This is a genomic window from Xanthomonas sp. NCPPB 3583 (assembly GCF_041475715.2).
Classification (GTDB): Bacteria; Pseudomonadota; Gammaproteobacteria; order Xanthomonadales; family Xanthomonadaceae; genus Xanthomonas; species Xanthomonas euvesicatoria.
Genome location: NZ_CM191263.1, coordinates 4,103,207 through 4,127,148, shown reverse-complemented (window position 1 = coordinate 4,127,148; position 23,942 = coordinate 4,103,207). Strand labels below are relative to the sequence as shown.

Sequence of the window (23,942 nt, the reverse complement as noted above, 5' to 3'; positions counted from 1 at the left end):
AAGCCGATGCTTTAGGACTTGCCGGTGTTTGCATGGCCTGAGCAAGCCGAGGATCGCCTCGTGCGCACTTTTTGCACTCAGCGGATGGCACGATAGCGCTTTGTTGGACGACTGCGGCGGCAGGTCATCGCCTAAGCTCACGTGGCGCGCCCAATCTGTGACCTCGCCGAGCAGCTTGTAAGTCTCGTGACTGTCAAGGTAATCGCTCGGACGCTTTGAGCCATGGAATGAGCCACCCGTGCGCCCTATTCCGCTGATGAACCACCTGCAGTGAGGCGCGCAGCGCTGCGTAGAATTTACGTAGAATTGACGCCTGGCAGGCGTGGGTTTACTGCTTTTTGTTTCCGAAACCGCTAGATTTGCCGCCGTCCTAATCCACTAGGAGTAGAGATGGTTACTAGCAACCCGTGTTTGGTGGCATCGCACGTTGGCGCTGGCGCCGCCACGGAATTCACCGACTTGGAATTGGGCGCCGCCGTCCAGACAGCATCCGCCTCTACCACGCCGCCTGGCGATACGGTGTTGTCTGCTCTTGGTAGAGCACCCTCCCGGTCGCTGGCTCGAGTGCGTACGGACGCATCGACGCAGCCTTCCCCTGCCAATGTGCCGGGCATGTTGCAGCAGATAGGGGCCTATGGCGGCCCGCTGGTGGACGCGGCAGCCTCAGGTCTCTCGGTAGCCGCTGCGCGACTGTCCGTTTCGCAGCAGCAATCAGCCAAGCTCACGGGCATCGTCAGCGGCGCATTGTGGGCTGGTGGCGCGGTCGTCAACCAGTTCGGCAACGTGCCTGCCAATGCGTTTGTCTCAACTGCCAATGCGGTAGGCGCCGCCGCTGGCGTACTCAGTTCGGTGGCGACGTCGTTGAGTGGAAGTGACAGTAGTCGCGTGGCGTATGCGTCGGCGTCCGCTTGGGCCTTGAATGGAGGAGCGAGTCTCGTGCGCGCTGTCAGCGACACCGCCTCCGTTCTGCCAAGCCGGGTGCTGCAAGGTGTCAGCGGCGCGGCCAATATCGCGGCTGCCGGGCTGGCCGCCGCCTCCACTGCGGCCGCTCAGCAAGATGCGCCGCTGAAGGCCGTCAATCTCAGTACTGCTTCGTCGGTGGCATGGGGTGTCGGTGCTGCGGCTGCATTTGGATCGGCATGGTTGGCGGGACCGCGCGAAGCACCGTCTGCGTCGGCCGAGCCGCCTGATGACCGCAGCCTGGTCGATAGTTCCGGATAAGGCTCCCATCACGCGCGAACATGAGTGTTGCTGTGCGAACCGACTAGATTGTCCGTGCGCCTTTACCGGCTCAGACGTAGTACGGAACGCGCGTGGTTTTAGATCCGGCCGAACACCAGTGCCGCATTCGTGCCACCGAAGCCGAAGCTATTGGACATGACGGTGTTCAACGTGGCCTGGCGCGTTTCACGCAGGATCGGAAAGCCTTCGGCACGCGGGTCGAGTTCGTCGATATGCGCCGAGCCGGCCATGAAGCCATCGCGCAGCATCAGCAGGCTGTAGATCGCCTCGTGCACGCTGGCCGCGCCCAGCGAGTGCCCGGAGAGCCCCTTGGTCGACGACAGCGGCGGCACGTTGTCGCCGAATACCTCGCGCACCGCGCCCAGTTCGGTGACATCGCCCAACGGCGTGGACGTGCCATGCGTGTTGAGGTAATCGATCGGGCGCTGCAAGCCCTGCATGGCCATGTGCATGCAGCGCACGGCGCCTTCGCCGCTGGGCGCGACCATGTCGGCACCGTCGGAGGTCACGCCATAGCCGAGCAGTTCGGCATGGATGCGTGCGCCACGCGCGATGGCGTGTTCGTAGTCTTCCAGCACCAGCATGCCGCCGCCGCTGCCGATGACGAAGCCATCGCGCTGCGCATCGTACGGGCGCGAGGCTACGGCAGGGCGATCGTTGAAGCCGGTGGACAGCGCGCCCATCGCATCGAACATGACGCTCATGGTCCAGTGCAGTTCTTCGCCGCCACCGGCGAACATCACGTCCTGCGCGCCATGCCGGATCAAATCTGCCGCCGCACCGATGCAATGCGCAGACGTCGCGCACGCGGCAGACAGCGAGTAGCTCAGCCCGCGTATTTTGAACGCGGTCGCCAGCGATGCGGACACCGACGAACACATCGTGCGCGGCACCATGTATGGGCCTACTTTGCGCACGCCACGGTTGCGCAGCAGATCGGCGGTTTCCACCTGCCATTGGCTGGAGCCGCCACCGGAGCCGGCAATCACGCCGGTGCGCAGGCCGCTGACCTGCTCGGCATCCAGGCCCGCATCGGCGATCGCATCGCGCATTGCCAGGTATGCATAGGCCGAGGCATCGCCCATGAAGCGTTTGAGCTTACGGTCGATCAGGCTGTCCAGATCCAGCGCCACCGCACCGCCGACCTGGCTCCGCAGGCCTGCTTCGGCGTGATCGGGCAGCGCGGTGATACCGGAGCGGCTCTCGCGCAGTGCACTGGAGACGGTGTCCAGATCGTTGCCCAGGCATGAGGTGATGCCCATTCCGGTAATGACGACGCGACGCATCAGAAATTCTCCGTTGAAGTGAACATGCCCACACGCAGATCCTTGGCGGTGTAGATCTCGCGCCCATCCACCAGCATGCGTGCATCGGTCTGCGCCATCACCAGCTTGCGGTTGATGACGCGGCTGACATCGACCTCGTAGCGCACCAGCTTGGCGCTGGGCAGCACCTGGCCGGTGAACTTGACCTCGCCGCAGCCCAACGCGCGGCCACGGCCCGGCGCGCCGATCCAGGTGAGGAAAAAGCCGGTCAGTTGCCACATCGCATCCAGGCCCAGGCAGCCTGGCATCACCGGGTCGCCGATGAAGTGGCAGCCGAAGAACCACAGGTCCGGGCGGATATCCAGTTCGGCACGAATCAGCCCCTTGCCATGTGTACCGCCGGCGTCGCTGATCTCGGTGATGCGGTCGAACATCAGCATCGGATCGTTGGGCAGACGGCCGCTGTCGGGCGCAAACAATTCCCCACGCGCGCTGGCCAACAATTGGTCGCGCGAGTACGTACTTTGACGAGTCATGACGAACGTGTCCTGCAAGGAGCGAGAGGCGAGGCGGGGAAGGGTGCATGAGGTCGCGCGGTTCAATCAAACGTTTTATCCGTACGCATGCGTGCTGTTTTCCGCTGAGTGTGCAGTGCGCAGATGCACTGTTGCAGGCGAAGTCACGGTGCTCGGGACCGCCGTCGGCACATGCGTGGCAGGCCTGCATGGTTGGCCGTGCAGGCGCTGTCGTCGGATGCGTTACCTTGCTATTGAGTACGCGCTCGTGTTCGCTTCGCCAATCCGTGGCGATGTCTCTCGACGCAAGGGGTGAGACGGCGCTGGCTTATCATGGGCGCAGACCTGCGACAGAGAACCCCGCTTGATGCGCAAGATCGTGCACGTGGACATGGATGCGTTCTACGCGTCCGTGGAGCAGCGTGACGACCCTGGCCTGCGCGGCAAGCCGGTAGTGGTGGCCTGGCGCGGCGCGCGCTCGGTGGTGTGCGCGGCCTCCTACGAAGCGCGGACCTTCGGTATTCGCTCGGCGATGCCGGCCGTGCGTGCCGAGCGCCTGTGCCCGGACGCGATCTTCGTGCCGCCGGATTTTGCGCGCTACAAGGCGGTGTCGCGGCAAGTACGCGAGATTTTCCATCGTCATACCGACTTGGTGGAGCCGTTGTCGCTGGACGAGGCCTATCTGGACGTCACGCACGCCAAAACCGGCATGCAGTTGGCCACCGAGGTCGCGCAGTTGATCCGTACGCAGATCCGCGAGGAAACCCAGCTCACCGCATCGGCCGGCATCGCGCCCAACAAGTTCCTGGCCAAGATCGCGTCGGATTGGCGCAAGCCCGATGGCCAGTTCGTGATTGCGCCCAGCCGCGTCGATGCATTTCTGTTGCCGCTCAAGGTCAATCGCATTCCCGGCGTAGGCAAGGTGATGGATGGCAAGTTGGCGGCGCTGGGCATCGTCACCGTGGCCGATCTGCGCCAGCGGCCATTGGAAGAACTGCAGGCGCATTTCGGCAGTTTCGGTCAGAGCCTGTATCGCCGCGCGCGCGGCATCGACGAGCGCCCGGTCGAGCCGGATCAGGAAGTGCAATCGGTCTCCTCGGAAGACACCTTCAGCGAAGATCTGGCGCTTGATGCACTGGACCCGCACATCCTGCGGCTGGCCGAAAAGACCTGGCTCGCCACGCGCCGCACCGAACGCATCGGGCGCACGGTCGTGCTGAAATTGAAGACCTCGAATTTTCGCATCCTGACGCGCTCCTACACGCCCGAGCAGCCGCCTACCTCGCAGGAGGCGCTGGCGCAGATTGCCCTGGCATTGACCCGCCGCGTGGAGCTGCCCACGCAGACGCGCTATCGCCTGGTCGGTGTGGGCTTGAGCGGTTTCAGCGATGTCGAGGATGGCGCCGTGCAGGGGCAGTTGTTCGGCCAGATGCCGCCGTTGGAGTGAGCGGCCCGTGCTGCATTGCGTCTCGCATGCGGCGATGACTGCATCTAACGCAGGTGGCGAGCAATCCCCAGCGCTTGGCAGTGACACGCGCTGAATCTTGCACTGCGTACACTGCGGCTCTCCCACGCACGAGGCCGTCCGAATGTTTCCGTATCCGCTGGTGATCTTCGACCTGGATGGCACGCTGGTGGACAGCGCACCCAATATCGCCGAGGCTCTCAACGGTACCTTGCAGGAGTTGGGGCTACAGCAGTTCAGCCAAGCCACGATCCGCAGCTGGATCGGCGAAGGCGTCAAGGTATTGCTTGCCACCGCATTGCGCGAAGCCGGCAGCACGCGCGATGCCGATGCCGAAATGCCGGTGATGATGCGCCATTACGAGGCGAGCCTGCTGCACGACCCGCAGTTGTACCCGGGCGTTGCCGAGGCGCTGGCCGGCCTGCGCGATGCGGGCGCCACGCTGGCATTGTGCACCAACAAACCTGCGCGTTTTATCGCGCCGTTGCTGGAGCATCTGGGTATCGCCGCGCATTTCAGCCGTGTGCTCGGGGGCGATTCGTTGCCGCAGCGCAAGCCTGACCCGGCACCGCTGCTGCAGCTTGCCAGTCACTTTCAACGCAGCCCGCAACAGTGTTTGATGGTTGGCGATTCGGCCACCGATGCCGCCGCCGCAAACGCCGCGAACATGCCGCTAGCGATGGTGCGTTACGGCTACCTGCGCGGTTTCGATGTGCAACGCGCCGGTGCCGTGACCATCGTCGACGACATGCGTGAACTGCTCGCGTTGCGCTGACCTACGCGCGCACCACGGATCGACCGATGCGGCGGCGTGCGTTACGGCCGTAGGCGTAAGCTCGGGCGTCTGCGCTGAAGCGGGAGATTGTGCAACAGCGACCTGTGCCGCTGAGCGGCCAGCACCCAAGACACGGTGGTGAGCCATGCATGCCGACCGGTGCGTGTCGTCGCAGGACCTTGCGCTTCAGGCTCTGAAACGAGCCATGCGTAGTGCGACGCGAGGCTGCATGCATGAGCGCGCGCATGGGCCAGCTGCATCGATCAGCCGATTGCCGGGCGCTGCCGGCCGATTCAATCCTCGCCTGCTCGCTCTGCATCCGCAGCGTCGTAAAGGTCGGTTGCCGTAGCCGCGTCGCCGTGCGTATCGTCGTTGTCGGCGCGCGCATAGTGCACGGTTTCCACCGGCCCGCCGACGGCACGCCCGCGCACCGGCAGCAGCGCGCTGGCCGCTTCGTACTCGGCGAGCAAGGCATGCCGGCGCGCTTCGGGCACGTCCTGCCAATGGCAATCGGCCAACGCGCCTTCCAACGAATACAGCAGGTTGAGGCTGGGCTTGAAGCCCGCGCGGCGCACCTTGACGAATGCGCCCACCGCACCCACCGCTTGCAGGTCCTGCTGCGTGCGCAGCCCGACCTGGCGCAGCCATGCCGCGCTTTTGGGCCCGATGTTGCGCATCCGCTCGGTGGTCACGCCAGCGCGTCTACGAAGAGTTGCGCAATGGCTTCCAGGCCACGTTGATCGTCGGCATCGAAGCGGTCCAGCTCCGGGCTATCCAGGTCCAGCACGCCGATCAGCGCATCGCCTTTGACCAGTGGAATCACCAGCTCCGAGCGCGATGCCGAATCGCAGGCAATATGCCCGGGGAACGCGTCCACATCGGCAATGCGCTGGCTCTGCCGGGTGCTGGCAGCCGCACCGCACACGCCCTTGTCCAGCGGAATGCGCACGCACGCCGGCAGGCCCTGGAACGGCCCCACCACCAGCTCGCGGCCGTCGTAGAAGTAGAAGCCGGCCCAGTTGAGCGACGGCAACGAATGGAAGATCAGCGCGGCCAGATTGGCGGCATTGGCGATCCGGTCCGGCTCGCCGTGCACCAGTGCCTGGGCCTGGGCGGTGAGCTGGGCATATTGTTCCGGCTTGCTGCCGGTCAGCGAAGAGGTGGCGAACATCGGCAAAGTTTAGCAGTGGCCGTCTTGCAGCGTGGTTGCGACGGGCAGGTAACGCGCAGGAGCTTTCCAGCACTGAGTCGCGATCATTGGCCGAGGCAGCCAGCGGCGCGCACAGGGGCAACGTGGCCCCGCAGGCAAACGACAACCAACCGTCCTCAGCCGCACGTGCAGTGCGCACGGTATGCTGCGCGCCCTCACGGCAATGGCGGCGCGGCCGCAGGATCAGGCGTATGCAGCATCCAGCTTTTTATGTCACCGGCACCGATACCGGCATCGGCAAGACCATGGGCAGCACCGCGCTGTTGCACGCCTTGCGCGCACGCGGCCATCGCGCCGTCGGCATGAAGCCGGTGGCCAGCGGCTGCGAGCACACGCCGCAGGGTTGGCGTAACGAAGACGCGCTGGCGCTGCAGGCGGCCAGCGATCCGCAGCCGGACTACGCCACGCTCAATCCCTACGCCTTGCCGGCGCCGCTGGCACCGGAACTGGCGGCGGCCGATGTCGGCGTAACGCTGGCGCTGGAGCCCATCGCACACGCGTTCGCGCAATTGCGCACGCAGGCCGAGGTGGTGGTGGTGGAAGGGGTGGGCGGGTGGGCCGCGCCGCTGAGCGCGACCCTGGACCAAGCCGATCTGGTGCGCGCCTTGCAGCTGCCGGTGGTGCTGGTGGTCGGCGTGCGGCTGGGCTGCATCAACCACGCGCGGCTCACTGCTGCGGCCATCGCCGCCGATGGGCTGCAGTGCATCGGGTGGATCGCCAATGAAATCGATCCGCAGATGGAGCGCATCGAAGAGAACATCGGCATGCTGCGCCAGCGCCTGGCGATGCCGTGCTGGGGCCGGATCCCGTGGCGACCGGGCGCCGACGCTGCCGCCCAGGCACACGGGCTGCAATTGCCGCGCTAGCTGGCACGGCGCGCTCGCGCGGGCAATAAAAAAGCCCGACAGAGGGAGGGATCTGTCGGGCCGGATTGCACGGGGGGAGGGACCCATGCAAAGACGCTGAATTTATTGGCGCTTACTTACGCCGGGTCTTGCCTGATGCGCCGGCCTGGTCGCTGCCGTTTTCGAACTGCTGCTTGGCAAACTGCCCAAGTTCGCTGGACATCTTCAATCCCAGCCCGACCACTTCCTGATTGACCGAGGCCAGGCGTTCCAGGTTGTCGCGCGCAACCTGCAAGCCTTTCGGCCAGAGCGTCTGGTAGGCGCCCAGATCGCGCGCCTGCGCGAACTCGCCGAAGAAGCTGCTGGTCGCGTTGACGTTGCGTTCCAGCGTCTCCAAGGCCAACTGGTTGGCACGTGCTGCGACAGACGCGAACTGATTGGTGAAGCTGTTTTCGAACTGCGCCGACATTGCGAACCCCTTGGGGAAAGCCGTGACCGTTTGTTGCGTTGCAGCATACGCCGATGTTGCTGCGATGCAACACGTTTCCTGAAGATTTTCCAAACGTGCGTAGAAGCGCTTTAAGATCAACAGCTTAGGCGGCCGCTCAAATGAGAAAAGCCGCCAGCTGGCGGCTTCAGGTCACCCCACTGCGCTGCCGCTTAACCGCGATAGCGACAGCCGGAGGTGCAGGTCTCGTGCACCACGATCTCGCTCAGCTGCGGCAGCGCCGGCTTGAGCTGCTGCCAGATCCAGATCGCCAGGCGTTCGCTGGTGGGGTTTTCCAACCCTTCGATGTCGTTGAGGTAATGGTGGTCCAGGCGGTCGTAGATCGGCTGGAAGGCCGCCTTGATGTCACCGAAATCCATGATCCAGCCGGTCTCGGCGCCGGGTTCGCCGCTGACATGCAGCTCAACGCGAAACGAATGGCCGTGCAGGCGCGCGCATTTATGCCCAGGCGGCACGTTGGGAAGCCGGTGCGCGGCTTCCAGGGTGAAGACCTTGAAGATGTCCATGATGGTGATTCGGCAAGCAGGAAGAAGGAGAGATGCGTGACTGCACAGGGCAGGATCCCGCAAGAGCCCGGGCAGGCCGGGACGGACAGAACAAGGGCCGCATCGCGGCCCTTGTTCTCAGCGCATGCCCAGCGCTCAGGCGCCGCGGTTGGCCGGACGGCCATTGCCGCCACGTCCACCATCGCGACGGCCTGCGCCCGCGCCAGCGTTGGCCTGACGCGGGCCGCCGCTGCGCTGGCCACCCGGCTTCTTCGGGCCGGCATGCGCATGCGCCTGACGCGGTGCATCGCCATGTGGACGACGGGCGTGGCTCTTGCGCGGCGCGCGCTCGCCACCCGGCTGCTCGGCGCGACCCGGCGCGCTGTTGCCCCAACGGATCGGGGTCTGCGGCTCGTAGCCCGGCACGTCGCGGATTTCCACGTCGCGGCCCAGCATGCGCACGATCTGGCGCAGCAGCTTGGCTTCGTCCTGCGCCACCAGCGAAATCGCCTCGCCGGTGGAGCCGTTACGGCCGGTGCGGCCGATGCGGTGCACGTAGTCCTCGGCCACCATCGGCAGGTCGTAGTTGATGACCTTCGGCAGCTGGTCGATATCGATCCCGCGCGCGGCGATATCGGTGGCCACCAGCACGGTCACCCGGCCTGCCTTGAAGTCGCTCAGTGCGCGCATGCGCTGACCCTGGCTCTTGTTGCCATGGATCGCCGCGGTCTTGATGCCGGACTTCTCCAGGAACAGCGCCAGCTTGTCGCTGCCGTGCTTGGTGCGCGCGAACACCAGGGTCTGCTCGCGGCTGTCCTGCGCCAGCAGGTGCAGCAACAGATCGCGCTTGCGGGCGCCATCGACCGGGTGCACGCGGTGGGTGATGCTCTCGGCCACGGTGTTGCTCGGGGTGACCTGGATCTGCATCGGGTTGCGCATGAACTCCAGCGCCAACTGCTTGATGTTCTCTTCGAAGGTGGCCGAGAACAGCAGCGTCTGACGGTCCTGGCGCGGCAGCTTGGTCAGGATGCGCTTGATCGACGGCAAGAAGCCCATGTCGAGCATGCGATCGGCTTCGTCCAGGATCAGCACTTCGATGCCGGACAGGTCCACGCTGCGACGTTCGATATGGTCGATCAGGCGGCCCGGGCAGGCGATCAGCAGGTCCACGCCACGACGCAGCGCATCGAGCTGGTTGCCCATGCCCACGCCGCCATAGATCACCGCGCTGGGGATACGCAAGTACTTGCTGTAGCCGCGCAGGCTGTCGTGCACCTGGGTGGCCAGTTCGCGGGTGGGGGTCAGGATCAGCGCGCGCGGCTTGCGCGGGCCGTTGACGGTCTGCGGCGCGGTGCCCAGGTGCTGCAGCAGCGGCAGGCCGAAGGCAGCGGTCTTGCCGGTGCCGGTCTGCGCGCCGGCCAGCAGGTCGTGACCGGCCAGCACCAACGGGATCGCCTGCTGCTGGATCGGGGTGGGGGTTTCGTAGCCCTGCTCGGCCAACGCGCGCAGCAGGAAGGGCGCAAGGCCCAGGGATTCAAAAGACATCAGGAAGCTCCAAGTAAAGCGTCGCCGCCAAGCCAAGCCCGGAGCGCAAACGCATTGCAGATGCAAGAAGGTGAGGCTCGGAGCGTTCCCGTGAACCGCGCTGCGAGATGGTGGATCAACCCGATCAAGGAGCGATGGGTTTGTCGGCACCACGAAAGGCGTCGGGTGGGGCGGGCGAGCGGATCGATCGATCCTGGCCTCGCCGGCTGTCCCTAAGGGAAACGGACGGCCGCATGCAGACCCGGCAAGTGTACTCGCGTTTGGCGCGCTGCACAAAATCGCGGTTTCGCGGTTGTGGTCACGGTCAGTTGTTTCAGGTGCAACCAGTAGTGCGGCAGGCCGTACAATCGTCCGATCAGCCACAGCACAGGATGGTCATGAAGCTAGGTTCCCTGAAGGAAGGCGGTCGCGACGGCAGCCTGATCGTGGTTTCGCGCGACCTGCGCACCGCCGTGCGCGCCACCGGCATCGCGCCCACGCTGCAGCGCGCGCTGGAGGACTGGAGCAATATGGCGCCGCGCTTGAATGCCTTGTCGGCCTCGCTCAACGATGGCAGCGCCGACGGCGTGTTCGATCTGGATGTGCAGGCCTTGGCCGCTCCCTTGCCGCGCGCCTACGAGTTCGTCGACGGCAGTGCCTACCTGCCGCATGTGGAGCGGGTGCGCCGCGCACGCAATGCCGAAGTGCCGGAAAGCTTCTACACCGACCCGCTGATGTACCAGGCCACCAGCGCCGGCTTCTATGGCCCGCGCGATGCCATCAAGGTGATCAGCGAGGACTACGGCATCGACCTGGAAGCGGAGATTGTGGTCATCACCGACGACGTGCCGATGGGTGCCTCGCCCGAGCAGGCGGCCGCGCATATCCAGTTGATCGGTTTGGTCAACGATGTTTCGCTGCGCAACCTGATTCCGGCCGAGCTCGCCAAGGGCTTTGGTTTCGTGCAATCCAAGCCGCGTTCGGCGCTGTCGCCGGTGTTCGTCACCCCCGACGAGCTGGACGATGCCTGGCGCGACAACAAGGTGCATCTTCCGCTGGTCACGCACGTCAACGGCGCCTGGTTCGGCGCGCCCGAAGCCGGCAACGACATGCAGTTCGACTTCGCCCAACTGATCGCCCACGCCGCCAAGACCCGTCCGCTGTCGGCCGGCACCATCGTGGGCTCGGGCACCATCGCCAACCAGGACACCGCCTTGGGCGCCTCGTGTTTTGCCGAGCAACGCGTGGTCGAGACGCTGCGCGACGGCAAGCCCAGCACGCCGTTCATGGCGTTCGGGGACATGGTGCGGATCGAGATGTTCGATGCCAGTGGCGCCAGCATCTTCGGTGCGATCGAACAGCGCGTCGAGCGGCAGCCGCTGCCATGACCTGCGGCGCAGCGACGACAGGCGGTCGCGTATGAGCGCGGCCCTGGAGCTGTTTTCGTACTGGCGCTCCAGCGCGGCGTATCGCGTGCGCATCGGTCTTGGGCTGAAGGTGCTGGATTACATCGCCCGCCCGGTGCATCTGGTGCGCGATGGGGGCGAGCAGCACGCGCCGGCCTATGCGCAACTCAATCCGCAGGAACTGGTGCCGACGTTGCGGCATGGCGATGTGGTCATCACGCAGTCGCTGGCGATTCTGGAGTATCTGGAAGAGGCATTCGCGCGCACCACGGCGCTGCTGCCGCGCGCGCCTGCCGAACGCGCCCGGGTGCGCGCATTGGCGCAGCTCATCGCCTGCGATGTGCACCCGCTCAACAACCTGCGCGTCATGCAGGTGCTGGAGCGCGAGTTCGCGCTGGAGGGCGCACAACGCCAGCAGTGGACACGGCGCTGGATGGAGCGGGGCTTTGCGGCACTGGAAACGCAGCTGGCGCGCGATGCGCAGACCGGGTGCTTCTGCCACGGCGATGCACCGGGCCTGGCCGATTGCGTGCTGATCCCGCAGCTCTACAACGCGCACCGGTTCGAGGTCGATCTGACGCCGTATCCGACCCTGCGGCGCATCGAGCAGGCCTGCCTGCAGTTACCGGCCTTCGACGCGGCGCGCCCGGAGATGCAGGCCGACGCGGTGGGCTGAGGGCAGGCTGTCACAGCCCTCATCCGCCCTTCGGGACCTTCTTCCGTGCCACGGGAAAAGGGCAGGCAATCACCCGGTTCGGGCAGTCGGCGTCACGCCAGGCGAATAGGAATGCAAGTTTGAGAGCTTCGGCACCGGCACCTGAAAGCACCGTGCGAGCGCCGATCCCTCCCTTCTCCCGCAGGAGGGAGGCCGCCGGCCTTTTCCTCCTGCCGCAAGCGGGGCGCCGATCTCGTCCTTATCCGCAAGCGGGAGAAGGTGGCGCGCAGCGCCGGATGAGGGCGCCGGTTGCATCGGCATCGCGAATGCGGAGCACGTCGCAGAGTTCGCTCTTAACCACCAGGATCCAGCAGCCCCCCGGTGACGCAAGATCACCGATCGTCGCCGCTAAACCGATTAGATGAACCCGTGACTGATCTTCGGTGCCGCGGCCGCTTCGTAATCCGCATACGGGTCGTGCTCGCCGGAGCCGCCCTCGGAGAGACGGAACTTCAGCGCCAGGCCGTCGCGCGAGTCGGCCGCGCGCAGTGCCTCTTCCTGCTCGATTTCGCCCGACTTCACCATCCGGAACAGGCATTGGTCGAAGGTCTGCATGCCTTCTTCCAGCGACTCTTCCATCGCTGCCTTGACCTCGTGCACCTGGCCGCGCCGTAGCAGGTCGCGGATCATCGGAGTATTGAGCAACACCTCGGTGGCGGGACGGCGGCGCCCGTCCACGCCCTTGACCAGGCGCTGGGAGACCACTGCGCGCAGATTCAGCGCCAGGTTCATCAGCACGTTCTTGTGCGCGCTTTCCGGGAAGAAATTGAGGATGCGCTCGATGGTCTGGTCGGCGTTGTTGGAGTGCAGCGTGGCCAGGCACAGGTGGCCGGTTTCGGCGAACGCGATCGCCGCCTCCATGGTTTCGGCGTCCAGGATCTCGCCGATCAGGATCACGTCCGGCGCCTCGCGCATGGCGTTCTTCAGCGCGCTCTGAAAGGCGTGCGTGTCCAGGCCCACCTCGCGCTGGTTCACGATCGACATCTTGTGCTTGTGCAGGTATTCGATCGGGTCCTCGATGGTGAGGATGTGCCCGGTGGTGGTGCTGTTGCGGTGGTCGATCATCGACGCCAGCGAGGTCGACTTGCCCGAACCGGTCGAACCCACCACCAGCACCAGCCCGCGCGGGGTCATGATGACGTCCTTGAGCACCTGCGGCAGGTTGAGCTCTTCGATGCTGGGAATCCGGCTGCGAATGGCGCGAATCACCATGCCCACCTCGCCGCGCTGCTTGAACACGTTCACACGGAAACGGCCGGCATCGGGCAGGGCGATGGCCATGTTGAGCTCGAGCTCGCGTTCGAACTGCGGCACCTGGCCTTCGTCCATCAACGAGTAGGCGATTTTCTTGACCATTCCCGGCGGCAACCCCGTATTGCCGAGCGGGTAAAGCTTGCCCTCGATCTTGATGTACACCGGCGCGCCGGTGGTCAAGAACATGTCCGAGGCATTCTTTTCGGTCATCAGCTTCAGGAAGTAGCCGATATCCATGCGCAATGGTTCCCCAACAAACAGCAGCGTCTCGTTGCAAGTCCGCCGCAGGCTTCCGACAATGGCCGTGCTCGAGACTTCTCGCTACGGCTCCCCTAATGACGGCTAGCTTCGCATACTTGCGGCGATCCCTGTATGGCATCGCCTGTTTCATGGTCCTTTCCTCTCCGGCCGCCGCCCAGGTGGCACCGGAGCTCACCGCCGCCGAACAGGCCGTGCAACGCGCCACCCAGGCCGATGCCGACCAATACGCCCCGGATCTGGTCAACCTGGCCCGCCAGGAATTGATGCAGGCCCAGCAGGCGCAACTGGACAAGCGCCAGCGCAAGCAGGTGCCCCAGATCGCCTTGCGCGCCGCCGCCGACGCCGACCTGGCCAAGGCCCGCAGCGAAGAAGCGGTGGTCGCCGCTCAACTGGAACAGCGCAGGAAGGAAGTGGCGCAGTTGCAGAACACCCTCAATACCGGGGAGGGCGGCCGATGAAACTGCGCCCCCTGCTGTATCTCGGTGTGTTGAGCCTGGTCACGTTGCCGCCGCTGGCGATGGCGGCCAAGGACGACCCGCAGGCCGACGCGCTCAACCGGCGCCTGGCCGCACTACAGAACGACCCGCAGACCAATGATCTGGCGCGCTTTGAGCGGCTGCAGGCGCAGCAAAGCGTGGCTGCGCTGGCCGAGGCCAAACGCCGCGACCGCGACGAGCTGGTGTTTCTGGCCGACCGGCGGGTCGAAATCGCCGAACTCACCGCCCGTACCGCGCTGGCGCGGCGCGAATTGGACCGCCTGGAAGGCACGCGCAACGACTTGCTGATCGAAGCCAGTCGCCGCGATGCCGCACGGGCGCGCCAGGAAGCCGAACGCCTGCGCGTGCAGGCGCAGATCCAGGCCGAGGCCGCCGAGCAGGCACGCCAGGCCGCCGAACAGGAAGCGCTCGCCCGCCAGGACGCCGAGCTGGCGTTGACCAGCGTGGCCGGCAAGCAGACCGCCAAGCTCAACGCGGCCCAGCAGAAGGCGGTGCAACTGGCGCATGAGGAGGCCGAGCTGGTCGCCGGGGCCAAGCTGCCGGCCGCCAAGTTCGACAGCCGCGGCGAAGTGTTTTCCCTGGGCAGTGGCGCCTTCGGTGGCAAGGCGGCGTTGTCCGGGGATGCCGCCGGGCAGGCCAAGGCATTGGCCGAATATCTGAACATCGGCAAGAAGGGCCGGGTCAGCATCGTCGGCTTCGACACCGATCCAGCCATTGCCAAGAAGCGTGCCGAAGCACTGCGCGATGCGTTGGTGGCAGGCGGCGTGTCGGCCTCGCGGCTGCAGGTCACCGGCACCAAAGGCGCGGCCAGCAAGACCCGCGCGGCCGAGGTCGTTGTCGCGCCCTGATGTCATTTGTTGCAAGTGATTGGAAGTTAAGGTCTTTTAACCCGTGCATGACGCCTGGTTGAACCGCGGTCACTGATTGAGGCAGGGAACGGCAAATGCGGCCGTTTCGGTCTTGAACCCCCTGGGCGACCGGCGTAGGGTCGTACCTCCGGGCAGCAACTCCGCGGCCCGGGAAGTACGGAGGGCCGGGCCAGTGATGCAGAGGCACGCAACGAGACAACATGGTGGAGCAGTTGTTGGTGGTTCCGCCGGTGTGTCGGCCTTTGCAACGCGTTGGTCTTCCATCCCCAAGCTGCGCCCCGTGCCTTCGCTGGCCGGGGCGTTCTTGTTTTAAGTGAAGGAGGTAACGCCATGTTCGAAGGGCAACCGCAGACCGAAATCGACGCATTGATGAAGTCCGATCCCCAGTTCAAGCAGCTCTACCAACGCCACAAGCTATTGAACAAGAAATGCATGGATGCCGAACTCGGGGTGCTCCCGATCGACGACGTGACCTTGGGCCAGATGAAGCGCGAGAAGTTGCAGGCAAAAGAAAAGCTCACCCGGATGTACGACCAGCTCACCCACTGATCCTTCCCCACCGTTAGAACAAGTTCACCGTCGCGGGCGGTGGCGGCCTCCTCGTCGGCTTGCCACCGTCCGCGTCTTTAGTTGGAGCGGCGTTTGCTGGCGGAGGGCACATCGGCGAACGGTTGAGCCTGTTCGTTCATCGGCCTGTGCAATCGGTTCAATGCTGAATGAGCATTCCCCGGCGGTTCGTCGGATAATGACCGGTCTAGCCCGCGTGGCGCAGCGACGATATCCCGATGGCGATTCATTCCTCCGTACTCGAACTGATTGGCAACACGCCGATCGTCAAGGCCCAGCGCCTGGACACCGGCGTCTGCGAGCTGTTCCTCAAGCTGGAGGCGAATAATCCTGGCGGATCGATCAAGGACCGTATCGGTCTGTCGATGATCGAAGCGGCCGAGCAGCGCGGCGATCTCAAGCCCGGCGCTACCCTGGTGGAGGGTACCGCCGGCAACACCGGTCTGGGCTTGGCCCTGGTGGCGCAGCAGAAGGGCTACCAGTTGATCCTGGTGGTGCCGGACAAGATGAGCCGCGAGAAGATCTTCAATCTCAAGGCCATGGGCGCCAACGTGGTGCTGACGCGCTCGGATGTGGCCAAGGGCCACCCCGAGTACTACCAGGACCTGGCTGCCAGGATCGCAGCCGAGACTCCCGGCGCCTACTTCATCAACCAGTTCGGCAACCCGGACAACCCGGCCGCGCACGAATTCGGCACCGGCCCGGAAATCCTGGCGCAGATGGGCGGCCAACTGGACGCCATCGTGTTCGGTTGCGGCAGCTCCGGCACCATGACCGGCCTGTCGCGCGCCTTCGCCAGCGCCTCGCCGCACACCGAACTGGTATTGGCCGACCCGGTCGGTTCGATCCTGACCCAATACATCGAAGAGGGCACGGTCAGCGAAAAGTCCGGCAGCTGGTTGGTCGAAGGCATCGGCGAGGATTTCCTGCCGGATATCTCCGACTTTTCGCGGGTCAAGAAGGCCTATTCCATCAGCGACGCGGAAAGCTTCCATACCGCGCGCGAGCTGCTGGCCAAGGAGGGCATCCTCGGCGGCTCGTCCACCGGCACCCTGCTGGCCGCGGCGCTGAAGTATTGCCGCGAGCAGACCACGCCCAAGCGCGTGCTGGTGTTCGTCTGCGATACCGGCAACAAGTATCTGTCGAAGATGTACAACGACTACTGGATGCTCGACAACGGCTTTTTGGAGCGCCCGCAACATGGCGATCTGCGCGACCTGATCCTGCGCCCTTACAACAAGCGCGACACCGTGGTGGTGGGCCCGAAGGATCTGCTGACTACTGCCTACCAGCGCATGAAGTTGTACGACGTGTCGCAGTTGCCGGTGATCGACGACGGCGAACTGGTGGGCATCGTGGACGAAAGCGACGTGCTGCTGCATGTCTATGGCGACGAATCCCGTTTCCGCGACCCGATTTCCACTGCCATGGTCAGCAAGCTGGATCGTCTGGACGTCGCGTCGCCGATCGAAGCGCTGCTGCCGGTGTTCGACCGTGGCCAGGTCGCCATCGTCATGGACGGCACGCAATTTCTTGGCTTGATCACCCGCATCGACCTGCTCAACTACCTGCGCCGTCGCGTGCAGTGATCGTGCAGTAATCCGGCACTGCCGCGCGCTCGGATGAGACGCGCGGCACGGGCCATTCAGACCTGCTTGTTACAATCGCCCACTTTTTCGGGAACCTCCATGTCCAATCGCACCACTCATAGCCATGACGGCGAGCGCGCGCTGTCGCTCGCAACGCTGGCGATCCATGGAGGGCAGTCGCCAGATCCGAGCACCGGCGCGGTAATGCCGCCGATCTATGCGACGTCCACCTATGCGCAGTCCAGCCCCGGCGAGCACCAGGGCTTCGAATATTCGCGTACCCACAACCCCACGCGCTTCGCCTACGAGCGTTGCGTTGCCGCGCTGGAAGGCGGTACGCGCGCATTTGCGTTCGCTTCCGGCATGGCCGCCACCTCGACGGTGATGGAGTTGCTGGATGCCGGCAGCCACGTGGTGGCGATGGACGACCTGTACGGCGGCACCTTCCGCCTGTTCGAGCGCGTGCGCCGTCGCACCGCCGGCCTGGATTTCAGCTTCGTCGACCTGACCGACCCGGCCGTTTTCGCAGCTGCAATCCGCCCCGACACCAAGATGGTGTGGATCGAAACCCCGACCAACCCGATGCTCAAACTGGTCGATATCGCTGCCATTGCCGCGATCGCGCGCAAGCACGGCCTGTTGATCGTGGTCGACAACACGTTCGCTTCCCCGATGCTGCAGCGCCCGCTCAGCCTGGGTGCGGATATCGTCGTGCACTCGGCCACCAAGTATCTCAACGGCCACTCGGACATGGTCGGCGGCATCGCGGTGGTTGGCGACAACGCCGAGCTCGCCGAGCAGATGGCGTTCCTGCAGAACTCCATCGGTGGCGTCCAGGGCCCGTTCGACAGCTTCCTTGCCCTGCGCGGCCTCAAGACCCTGCCGCTGCGCATGCGCGCGCATTGCGAGAATGCCCTGGCGCTCGCGCAATGGCTGGAAACCCACCCTGCGATCGAAAAGGTCATCTACCCCGGCCTTGCTTCGCACCCGCAGCATGCGCTCGCGAAAACCCAGATGTCCGGCTTCGGCGGCATCGTCTCCATCGTCCTCAAGGGCGGCTTCGACGCAGCCAAGCGTTTCTGCGAAAAGACCGAATTGTTCACCCTGGCCGAATCGCTCGGCGGCGTGGAAAGCCTGCTCAACCATCCCGCCGTCATGACCCACGCCTCCATTCCGGTTGCCCGCCGTGACCAGCTTGGTATCAACGATGCGCTGGTGCGGTTGAGCGTGGGGATTGAAGATGTGGGGGATTTGCGTGGGGATTTGGAGTGGGCGCTTGCGCGTTAAGCAGCACATCCACGTAACGGAAACCTGGCGCTCATCGCGCGGCTTGGCAGTGGCCAAATGAAGGCGCGCACGTCGCGAGTTTTGCCGAGCACCGGGTTTCTACGTGCGGTCCTGGCTGGGGCAATTCGCTATGTCCTTGTGCGACCGTCGCTGAAACGCCGGTTGATGCGTGCGCTGTCAGCGACACCGGGCCTACTCATGGCGATCAAACGCCTTGGGGTACGTTTCGGATTTGGCGGCCTGATGGGGCCCGGTCACCTGGCGATCAATGGAAGGGCGAGTGGTCTGGCGTCGCAAGGACGCATGACTGCGCGTGCCGCCCGGATCTACGAAGATCTGCGTCGGGCGATGGCCGCCAGGGATCGTTGAGTCGTGCGCATCGCCATCGATCTACAGGCAGCCCAGACCGCCAGCAGGCATAGAGGGATCGGGCGTTATTCGCTTGCATTGGCTGAGGCGATGCTGCGTGAGCCGCGCGCGCATGAGTTCTGGTTGGTCATCAATGGCGATATTGCCAGCGACGCGATCGATTCGCTTGCTGCTCTGTTGCCACGCGAGCGCGTGGTGGCGTTCCGCACGGCTCAGCCCGTGCATTGGCGCGATCCGGCAAACGCGTGGCGGCGAACGGCCTCCGAGCATATGCGCGAGTCGTTCCTGCAGGCCTTGCAGCCGGATATCGTCCACGTCACTAGCGTGATCGAGGGTGCGAGCGATGGAGCGGTGACCTCCATCGGTCGTGGAACGGGGGGGGCACGCACTGCTGCAACCTTGTACGACCTCATCCCGCTCCATGATCCGCGATACATTGCCACCCCATGGGCCGCAGAATGGTATGCAGATAAGGTCGCCTCGCTGCAGCGGGCCGATGTATTGCTCTCGATCTCCGATTACGTTCGGAACGATGCAATCGAGCGGTTGTCGGTAGCGCCGGAGCGCGTGGTCAATATCTCGTCTGCGGCCTCGCAGATCTTCAGGCCGATCCATGTCGATAGCGTGCTGCGTGGACGATTTGCGCACGAGCATGGGATTGTCGGCGGGTACGTGATGTACAGCGGGGCAATGGATCCTCGCAAGAATCTCGAGGCCTTGGTCGCAGCCTATGCGCTGCTGGGTAAAGAGAAGCAGGAACGTTATCAGCTGGTGGTCACCGGCCACCTGGACGAGTTGGAGCGCGCGCGGCTTGCGCTAGTTGCGCGTCGATTGAAGTTGTCGCCGGACCGGATCGTCTGTACGGGACACGTGACTGATCAGTCGCTGGTCGAACTGTATTGCGGTGCTGAGCTGTTCGTCCTGCCTTCTTTGCAGGAAGGATTCGGCCTACCGTTGCTCGAGGCGATGGCCTGTGGAACCGCCGTGATTGGTGCACGCGCAAGTAGCATTCCGGAGGTGATCGGGCGCGACGATGCCTTGTTCGATCCGACCGATCCTGCAGCTATCGCTGGAGCGATGCGGCGCGTTCTGGAAGACACGGACTTTGCGCGCAGCCTCCGCCACCATGGGCCACAACGCGCCCGTGCATTCTCATGGGCAGGCAGTGCGTCGCGCGCGCTAGATGCGTTCGAGGCCTACGGCCAGTTACATCCGGCCGCTAAGTGGGGCTGGCGAGAGACGAGCGAGGCGTTGCAGAAAAAGCGTGCTGCGCTCGTCACGGACTTGGCGCACGCATGCGGCAGCCGCGTGCCAGTTGCGGATACGGACCTGGTGCAAGTGGCCGTCGCCATGGATGCAAATGAAGATCTGCTGCGCGACGTGTTGCGAAGGCAACATCCGCTCCCCCAGTTCCCCTCGTGGCGTGTGGAAGGGCCGTTTGACAGCAGTTATAGCCTCGCCCTGGTAAATCGTGAACTGGCGCGTGCGCTTGATGCGCAGGGGCTGAATGTGCTCTTGCATTCGACCGATGGCTCGGGAGACTTCGACGCCGATCCAGAATTCCTCGCTTCCGATCAGCAGATTGCGCGGCTTCATTCGCGCGCATCTGGAAGCGCGCCGGTTGCGGCCGACGTGTGCAGCAGGCTGCTGTATCCGCCTCGCGTTGCCGACATGGACTCCCGCTTCAACCTGCTGCATGCCTATGCCTGGGAAGAATCGGCCGTGCCCGAGGCTTGGGTTGCCGATTTCAACGAGTTCGTCCAAGGCATTTCCGCGCTTTCCACACATGTGGTCAAGGCATTGGTGGACAGTGGGGTCGCGATCCCACTCGGCGTTTGTGGCGCCGGGGTGGATCACTGGGAATCAATTGCTGCGGCAGAGGGTACTTCGTTGCAGCAACGTGGTTTCAGTTTTCTCCATGTGTCTTCCTGCCTTCCTCGCAAGGGTGTGGACGTCCTGTTGCAGTCCTACGGCGATGCCTTCAGCGATCGCGACGACGTATCGCTGATCATCAAGACCTTCGCCAACCCTCAGAACGAAGTTCGTCGTTTGCTGCATGGCGCACGACGCGCCCGGGCCGACTTTCCTCATGTGATTCTGATCGAGGAAGATCTCGACAGTGCCAGCTTGAAACGTCTTTACTCGCAGTGCGACGTGATGGTTGCGCCAAGCCGGGCCGAGGGCTTTGGGCTGCCATTGGCAGAGGCGATGTTGTCTGGTCTTGCTGTCATCACCACTGCGTGGGGTGGTCAATGCGATTTCTGCAACGACCAGACCGCCTGGTTGATTGATTACACATTCGCGCCTGCTGAGACGGTATTTGGGCTCCCTCACTCGGTCTGGGCTGAACCCTCCCGGACAGGGCTAAGCCGACTTTTGCGCGAAGTGCACCGTCTCCCCGCCGAGCAGCGCAACGAGCGGACCCGTCGTGGTCGACAGCTCCTGCAGGGCCACTTCAAATGGGCGGATGTGGCGCAGCGGCTCCTGGCGTTTGTTCGCGACCTGTGGGCTCGGCCGATTCGCACTGCCACGCCTCTCATCGCGTGGATTGCGCCCTCCGCGCCAGCTCAGAGCTCGGGTGGCGTTTTCGCTGAGCTCAGTGGCCTAGCTGGCGAGTTAACGCTATTTGAGATCGACGCATCGATCATATATTCAGGCGCGACGATGCCGGCAGGCCTGGTTTCCCTGTCTGAACCGCGCCATTGCCCAACCCGCTCCCTTCCTGTCATCGGCCATCAGCTGACCAATGCGGTGGTAATCGATTATCCTCACATCCTGCATCATGGTCATTGGTTCGCTGGCCTGTTGGAGGATCAACTCGATCGTGGCCGGATTGTCGTTGTGCTATTGCGCCGAGTTGCCGCATCCGATCCTTGGGAGCCTGCGCTGATCCGTGCGTTCAGGCGATGCGATCGCGTCCTGGTCGCGGGGGTTGCCGATCTCAACCTGCTCAAGAGCCAGGGCGTCAGTGCGAACACGGCGATCCTGCCGACCCTTGGGGGCAACGTGGAGATCCAGCAATCTGCGTTGCGCTTATGGAGCATCGTCCGGGCACTGCTGTGGCAGCGGCATGCTGATCCTTCGATTTTCTCGCCGCGGCCTGCAGAGGTGGTCTGCTCGTGATGGTCATCCTTTTCGGCCTCTCTCTTTCGGTTTCCGCGATCGTGGCAATTTTGATCCCGCTCTCTTCGGTAAGCTTAATCTCATGAAAGACCTGCTGCGACCCCTATGGGTATACCGATACTTCATCTTCTCTTCGATCAAGAACGAATTGAGGATGCGCTTTATCCAAAGCAAGCTTGGTGCGTTGTGGATGATCATCCATCCGCTGATGCAGGTACTGATTTTCGCAACGATCCTCTCCGAGGTCCTCGCAGCGAAGCTGCCTGGAATCGACAATAAATATGCCTATGCGCTGTATTTGATGTCTGGGACACTATGCTGGAGCCTGTTTAACGAGACTATCAATAAATGTGTCTCGCTATTCGTGGAAAACGGAAACCTGATGAAGAAAATGGCGTTCCCAAGAATATGCCTTCCCTTCATTGCCGCAGGAGCGATGCTGGTGAACAACCTCCTGCTGCTGCTCGCCATTTTCATCGTGTTTGCGGTGCTTGGTCATTATCCGGGGCAGCAGGTCCTCTGGTTGCCGTTCCTGATGGTGCTGACATTGACCTTCGCGATGTCGTTGGGCTTGTTGCTGGGGGTGTTCAATGTATTCATGCGCGACATCGCCCAAGTCGTGCCAGTGGTGCTGCAGGCGCTTTTCTGGCTGACGCCCATTGTCTACAACATCAGCATTCTTCCCGAGGACGTCGCCAGGGTCTTCAAACTCAACCCCCTGTTTCCGCTGGTGACGGCGTATCAGCAGGTACTGCTTTACGGCACAACGCCGGAATGGCGCTCATTGATGCCGCTGTGTGCGGCCACTGCGATATTGGGCCTGATGTCGTTGGTGGTGTTCCGACGTGCCAGTCAAGAAATGGTGGATGCGCTATGAGCGATGTGGTAATGCGTGTCGAGGGCGTTGGCAAGGCCTATCGGGTCTGGAACAGTCAATGGTTGCGGGCGGCCAGTTGGTTCGGTGCTCCAGTGCAGGCACGCGAGGAACATTGGATCCTGCGCAATGTGTCGTTTTCGATCAAGACCGGCGAATCCGTTGGCGTAGTGGGGCGCAACGGTGCGGGTAAAAGTACGCTGCTGAAGCTGATCACCGGAACCGTGCAGCCTACTGAAGGCGTCATTGCCCGGTCGGGGCGAATCGCTGCGATCCTGGAGCTGGGCATGGGATTCAATCCGGACCTGACAGGCAGGCAGAATGCCTACCATTCAGCAGGTTTGATGGGGTACTCCCAACAGCAAATCGATGCGGCCATGCCCGGCATCGAGGGGTTTGCCGAAGTTGGCGAATACTTCGATGCGCCAGTGCGGACCTACTCCAGCGGAATGCAGGTGCGGGTGGCGTTCGCCGTAGCGACGGCGTTCCGCCCCGACGTGCTGATCGTCGATGAGGCGCTTTCTGTGGGAGACGCCTATTTTCAGGCGAAGTGCTTCAAGCGCGTGCAGGAATTCAAGGAGCAGGGCACCACATTGATCCTGGTGAGCCACGCAGTAGGTGACATCGTCAAGCACTGCGAACGCGTGCTATTCATCAAGGATGGCGGCGTCTATGCCGACGGCCCGGCGCGTGAAGTTTCCAATCTGTATCTGGACGAGCTTTTCGGGCGAAAGAGCAGTTCGGACCCTGCGCGTGCGGACGCTCCGATCGAAGCGATCCCGGGCGAAAGCATCGATGACGTATTCCACACCCGCCCTTCGTATAACCGCAACGAGCACCGTTGGGGTCAGGGCGGAGCGAAGATCGTCGACTATGCGGTGACGAGTAGTGGTGAGCGTTTTCCCGCGCGTATCGACAGCGGTGCGGTCACGAAATTCCACATGAAGATCGTTTTCGAGCGTGACTTCGACAACGTGGTCCCAGGCCTGCTGTTGAAGACGCTCGAAGGGCTGTTCCTCTATGGGACAAACTCATTTTTGGCGAGCGACGGGCGGAAGACGCTTTCTCCACGCGCAGGCGATGTGGTTACCTGCCATTTCGCATTGCCGCTGAGCGTCAATGAGGGGCATTACATGGTGTCGTTGGGGATATCGAGCGGCGATCCGCTCGGCGAGTTGGTGCCCCTGGACAGGCGCTATGATGCCATCTTGCTGGATGTCAGTCGTCCCATGCAGTTCTGGGGCATCGTTGACTTGAATGCCGAATTTTCCGCCGACGTTCCTTGATTGCCGTCCGT

Annotated in this window: 22 protein-coding genes; 14 read left to right on the top strand and 8 right to left on the bottom strand. The window is 63.7% G+C overall.

Annotated elements, in window-relative coordinates; all coding sequences use genetic code 11:
- The first annotated feature begins 390 nt into the window (after positions 1-390).
- Positions 391-1,221: a hypothetical protein gene (locus tag ACCQ07_RS17635; protein ID WP_240495954.1), complete on the top strand. Its 831-nt coding sequence runs from the start codon at positions 391-393 to the stop codon at positions 1,219-1,221.
- A gap of 98 nt (positions 1,222-1,319) precedes the next feature.
- On the opposite strand, the gene fabB is transcribed toward ACCQ07_RS17635, so the two are convergent.
- Positions 1,320-2,528 (bottom strand): beta-ketoacyl-ACP synthase I, encoded by a 1,209-nt coding sequence (gene fabB / locus ACCQ07_RS17630; RefSeq protein ID WP_372164405.1) that lies wholly within the window; start codon positions 2,526-2,528, stop codon positions 1,320-1,322.
- Complete coding sequence (gene fabA, locus ACCQ07_RS17625) at positions 2,528-3,043, bottom strand: 3-hydroxyacyl-[acyl-carrier-protein] dehydratase FabA (RefSeq protein ID WP_057681147.1); 516 nt, start codon at positions 3,041-3,043, stop codon at positions 2,528-2,530. Before fabA ends, fabB begins: the two co-directional genes overlap by 1 nt.
- Before the next feature lie 346 nt (positions 3,044-3,389).
- On the opposite strand from fabA, the gene dinB reads away from it, so the two are divergent.
- Positions 3,390-4,469 (top strand): DNA polymerase IV, encoded by a 1,080-nt coding sequence (dinB, locus tag ACCQ07_RS17620; protein ID WP_008571016.1) that lies wholly within the window; start codon positions 3,390-3,392, stop codon positions 4,467-4,469.
- A 142-nt stretch (positions 4,470-4,611) separates the two neighbouring features.
- Complete coding sequence (gene gph, locus ACCQ07_RS17615; RefSeq protein ID WP_031424958.1) at positions 4,612-5,262, top strand: phosphoglycolate phosphatase; 651 nt, start codon at positions 4,612-4,614, stop codon at positions 5,260-5,262.
- A 293-nt stretch (positions 5,263-5,555) separates the two neighbouring features.
- On the opposite strand, the gene ACCQ07_RS17610 is transcribed toward gph, so the two are convergent.
- Both ACCQ07_RS17610 and msrC read right to left on the bottom strand, forming a co-directional pair.
- Positions 5,556-5,954 carry a TfoX/Sxy family protein gene (locus ACCQ07_RS17610; protein WP_031424957.1) on the bottom strand — a complete coding sequence of 133 codons (399 nt, stop codon included), beginning with the start codon at positions 5,952-5,954 and terminating at the stop codon, positions 5,556-5,558.
- A complete protein-coding gene (gene msrC / locus ACCQ07_RS17605; protein WP_005920832.1) occupies positions 5,951-6,433 on the bottom strand; it encodes a free L-methionine (R)-S-oxide reductase MsrC in 483 nt (160 codons plus the stop codon). The genes ACCQ07_RS17610 and msrC overlap by 4 nt, the downstream gene beginning before the upstream one ends.
- A gap of 230 nt (positions 6,434-6,663) precedes the next feature.
- Between msrC and bioD the strand changes: the two genes are divergently transcribed.
- Positions 6,664-7,338: a dethiobiotin synthase gene (bioD, locus tag ACCQ07_RS17600; protein WP_127166848.1), complete on the top strand. Its 675-nt coding sequence runs from the start codon at positions 6,664-6,666 to the stop codon at positions 7,336-7,338.
- A 112-nt stretch (positions 7,339-7,450) separates the two neighbouring features.
- Here bioD and ACCQ07_RS17595 read toward each other — a convergent pair whose 3' ends face one another.
- From ACCQ07_RS17595 to ACCQ07_RS17585, 3 genes are all read right to left on the bottom strand, one after another.
- Positions 7,451-7,786: a phasin family protein gene (locus tag ACCQ07_RS17595; RefSeq protein ID WP_014091104.1), complete on the bottom strand. Its 336-nt coding sequence runs from the start codon at positions 7,784-7,786 to the stop codon at positions 7,451-7,453.
- 191 nt (positions 7,787-7,977) lie between these two features.
- Positions 7,978-8,331 (bottom strand): 6-carboxytetrahydropterin synthase QueD, encoded by a 354-nt coding sequence (gene queD / locus ACCQ07_RS17590; RefSeq protein WP_008576903.1) that lies wholly within the window; start codon positions 8,329-8,331, stop codon positions 7,978-7,980.
- A 135-nt stretch (positions 8,332-8,466) separates the two neighbouring features.
- Complete coding sequence (locus ACCQ07_RS17585) at positions 8,467-9,855, bottom strand: DEAD/DEAH box helicase (protein WP_008576904.1); 1,389 nt, start codon at positions 9,853-9,855, stop codon at positions 8,467-8,469.
- A gap of 308 nt (positions 9,856-10,163) precedes the next feature.
- Between ACCQ07_RS17585 and ACCQ07_RS17580 the strand changes: the two genes are divergently transcribed.
- Together ACCQ07_RS17580 and maiA are read left to right on the top strand one after the other, a co-directional pair.
- Positions 10,164-11,222: a fumarylacetoacetate hydrolase family protein gene (locus ACCQ07_RS17580; RefSeq protein WP_372363505.1), complete on the top strand. Its 1,059-nt coding sequence runs from the start codon at positions 10,164-10,166 to the stop codon at positions 11,220-11,222.
- A gap of 31 nt (positions 11,223-11,253) precedes the next feature.
- Complete coding sequence (maiA, locus tag ACCQ07_RS17575; protein ID WP_372164393.1) at positions 11,254-11,916, top strand: maleylacetoacetate isomerase; 663 nt, start codon at positions 11,254-11,256, stop codon at positions 11,914-11,916.
- A 396-nt stretch (positions 11,917-12,312) separates the two neighbouring features.
- Here maiA and ACCQ07_RS17570 read toward each other — a convergent pair whose 3' ends face one another.
- Complete coding sequence (locus ACCQ07_RS17570; protein WP_008576907.1) at positions 12,313-13,446, bottom strand: PilT/PilU family type 4a pilus ATPase; 1,134 nt, start codon at positions 13,444-13,446, stop codon at positions 12,313-12,315.
- A 98-nt stretch (positions 13,447-13,544) separates the two neighbouring features.
- Between ACCQ07_RS17570 and ACCQ07_RS17565 the strand changes: the two genes are divergently transcribed.
- The 8 genes from ACCQ07_RS17565 to ACCQ07_RS17530 all read left to right on the top strand — a co-directional run bounded on the left by ACCQ07_RS17565 (position 13,545) and on the right by ACCQ07_RS17530 (position 23,931).
- Positions 13,545-13,928 (top strand): DUF4398 domain-containing protein, encoded by a 384-nt coding sequence (locus ACCQ07_RS17565; protein WP_042774027.1) that lies wholly within the window; start codon positions 13,545-13,547, stop codon positions 13,926-13,928.
- Positions 13,925-14,815, top strand: coding sequence for an OmpA family protein (locus ACCQ07_RS17560; RefSeq protein WP_055026700.1), 891 nt, complete (start codon positions 13,925-13,927; stop codon positions 14,813-14,815). The genes ACCQ07_RS17565 and ACCQ07_RS17560 overlap by 4 nt, the downstream gene beginning before the upstream one ends.
- 351 nt (positions 14,816-15,166) lie before the next feature.
- Entirely contained in the window at positions 15,167-15,385 is a 219-nt protein-coding gene (locus ACCQ07_RS17555; protein ID WP_003484103.1) for an HP1242/YdcH family protein, read from the top strand.
- A gap of 236 nt (positions 15,386-15,621) precedes the next feature.
- Positions 15,622-16,992 carry a pyridoxal-phosphate dependent enzyme gene (locus tag ACCQ07_RS17550; protein ID WP_008576911.1) on the top strand — a complete coding sequence of 457 codons (1,371 nt, stop codon included), beginning with the start codon at positions 15,622-15,624 and terminating at the stop codon, positions 16,990-16,992.
- Positions 16,993-17,091: 99 nt separating this feature from the next.
- Positions 17,092-18,279, top strand: coding sequence for a cystathionine gamma-synthase (locus ACCQ07_RS17545; protein WP_372363504.1), 1,188 nt, complete (start codon positions 17,092-17,094; stop codon positions 18,277-18,279).
- A 372-nt stretch (positions 18,280-18,651) separates the two neighbouring features.
- Positions 18,652-21,771, top strand: a complete 3,120-nt coding sequence (locus tag ACCQ07_RS17540) for a glycosyltransferase (protein ID WP_372363503.1) — start codon at positions 18,652-18,654, stop codon at positions 21,769-21,771.
- A gap of 82 nt (positions 21,772-21,853) precedes the next feature.
- On the top strand, positions 21,854-22,648 hold the full coding sequence (locus tag ACCQ07_RS17535) for an ABC transporter permease (protein WP_007964836.1): 795 nt from the start codon (positions 21,854-21,856) through the stop codon (positions 22,646-22,648).
- On the top strand, positions 22,645-23,931 hold the full coding sequence (locus ACCQ07_RS17530) for an ABC transporter ATP-binding protein (protein ID WP_372363502.1): 1,287 nt from the start codon (positions 22,645-22,647) through the stop codon (positions 23,929-23,931). The genes ACCQ07_RS17535 and ACCQ07_RS17530 overlap by 4 nt, the downstream gene beginning before the upstream one ends.
- Positions 23,932-23,942: the final 11 nt, after the last annotated feature.

Coding starts and splice junctions, on each gene's coding strand:
- ACCQ07_RS17635 (WP_240495954.1), top strand. CDS start 391: ATGGTTACTAGCAACCCGTGTTTGGTGGCATCGCACGTTGGCGCTGGC.
- fabB (WP_372164405.1), bottom strand. CDS start 2,528: ATGCGTCGCGTCGTCATTACCGGAATGGGCATCACCTCATGCCTGGGC.
- fabA (WP_057681147.1), bottom strand. CDS start 3,043: ATGACTCGTCAAAGTACGTACTCGCGCGACCAATTGTTGGCCAGCGCG.
- dinB (WP_008571016.1), top strand. CDS start 3,390: ATGCGCAAGATCGTGCACGTGGACATGGATGCGTTCTACGCGTCCGTG.
- gph (WP_031424958.1), top strand. CDS start 4,612: ATGTTTCCGTATCCGCTGGTGATCTTCGACCTGGATGGCACGCTGGTG.
- msrC (WP_005920832.1), bottom strand. CDS start 6,433: ATGTTCGCCACCTCTTCGCTGACCGGCAGCAAGCCGGAACAATATGCC.
- bioD (WP_127166848.1), top strand. CDS start 6,664: ATGCAGCATCCAGCTTTTTATGTCACCGGCACCGATACCGGCATCGGC.
- ACCQ07_RS17595 (WP_014091104.1), bottom strand. CDS start 7,786: ATGTCGGCGCAGTTCGAAAACAGCTTCACCAATCAGTTCGCGTCTGTC.
- queD (WP_008576903.1), bottom strand. CDS start 8,331: ATGGACATCTTCAAGGTCTTCACCCTGGAAGCCGCGCACCGGCTTCCC.
- ACCQ07_RS17585 (WP_008576904.1), bottom strand. CDS start 9,855: ATGTCTTTTGAATCCCTGGGCCTTGCGCCCTTCCTGCTGCGCGCGTTG.
- maiA (WP_372164393.1), top strand. CDS start 11,254: ATGAGCGCGGCCCTGGAGCTGTTTTCGTACTGGCGCTCCAGCGCGGCG.
- ACCQ07_RS17570 (WP_008576907.1), bottom strand. CDS start 13,446: ATGGATATCGGCTACTTCCTGAAGCTGATGACCGAAAAGAATGCCTCG.
- ACCQ07_RS17565 (WP_042774027.1), top strand. CDS start 13,545: ATGACGGCTAGCTTCGCATACTTGCGGCGATCCCTGTATGGCATCGCC.
- ACCQ07_RS17560 (WP_055026700.1), top strand. CDS start 13,925: ATGAAACTGCGCCCCCTGCTGTATCTCGGTGTGTTGAGCCTGGTCACG.
- ACCQ07_RS17555 (WP_003484103.1), top strand. CDS start 15,167: ATGTTCGAAGGGCAACCGCAGACCGAAATCGACGCATTGATGAAGTCC.
- ACCQ07_RS17550 (WP_008576911.1), top strand. CDS start 15,622: ATGGCGATTCATTCCTCCGTACTCGAACTGATTGGCAACACGCCGATC.
- ACCQ07_RS17545 (WP_372363504.1), top strand. CDS start 17,092: ATGTCCAATCGCACCACTCATAGCCATGACGGCGAGCGCGCGCTGTCG.
- ACCQ07_RS17535 (WP_007964836.1), top strand. CDS start 21,854: ATGAAAGACCTGCTGCGACCCCTATGGGTATACCGATACTTCATCTTC.
- ACCQ07_RS17530 (WP_372363502.1), top strand. CDS start 22,645: ATGAGCGATGTGGTAATGCGTGTCGAGGGCGTTGGCAAGGCCTATCGG.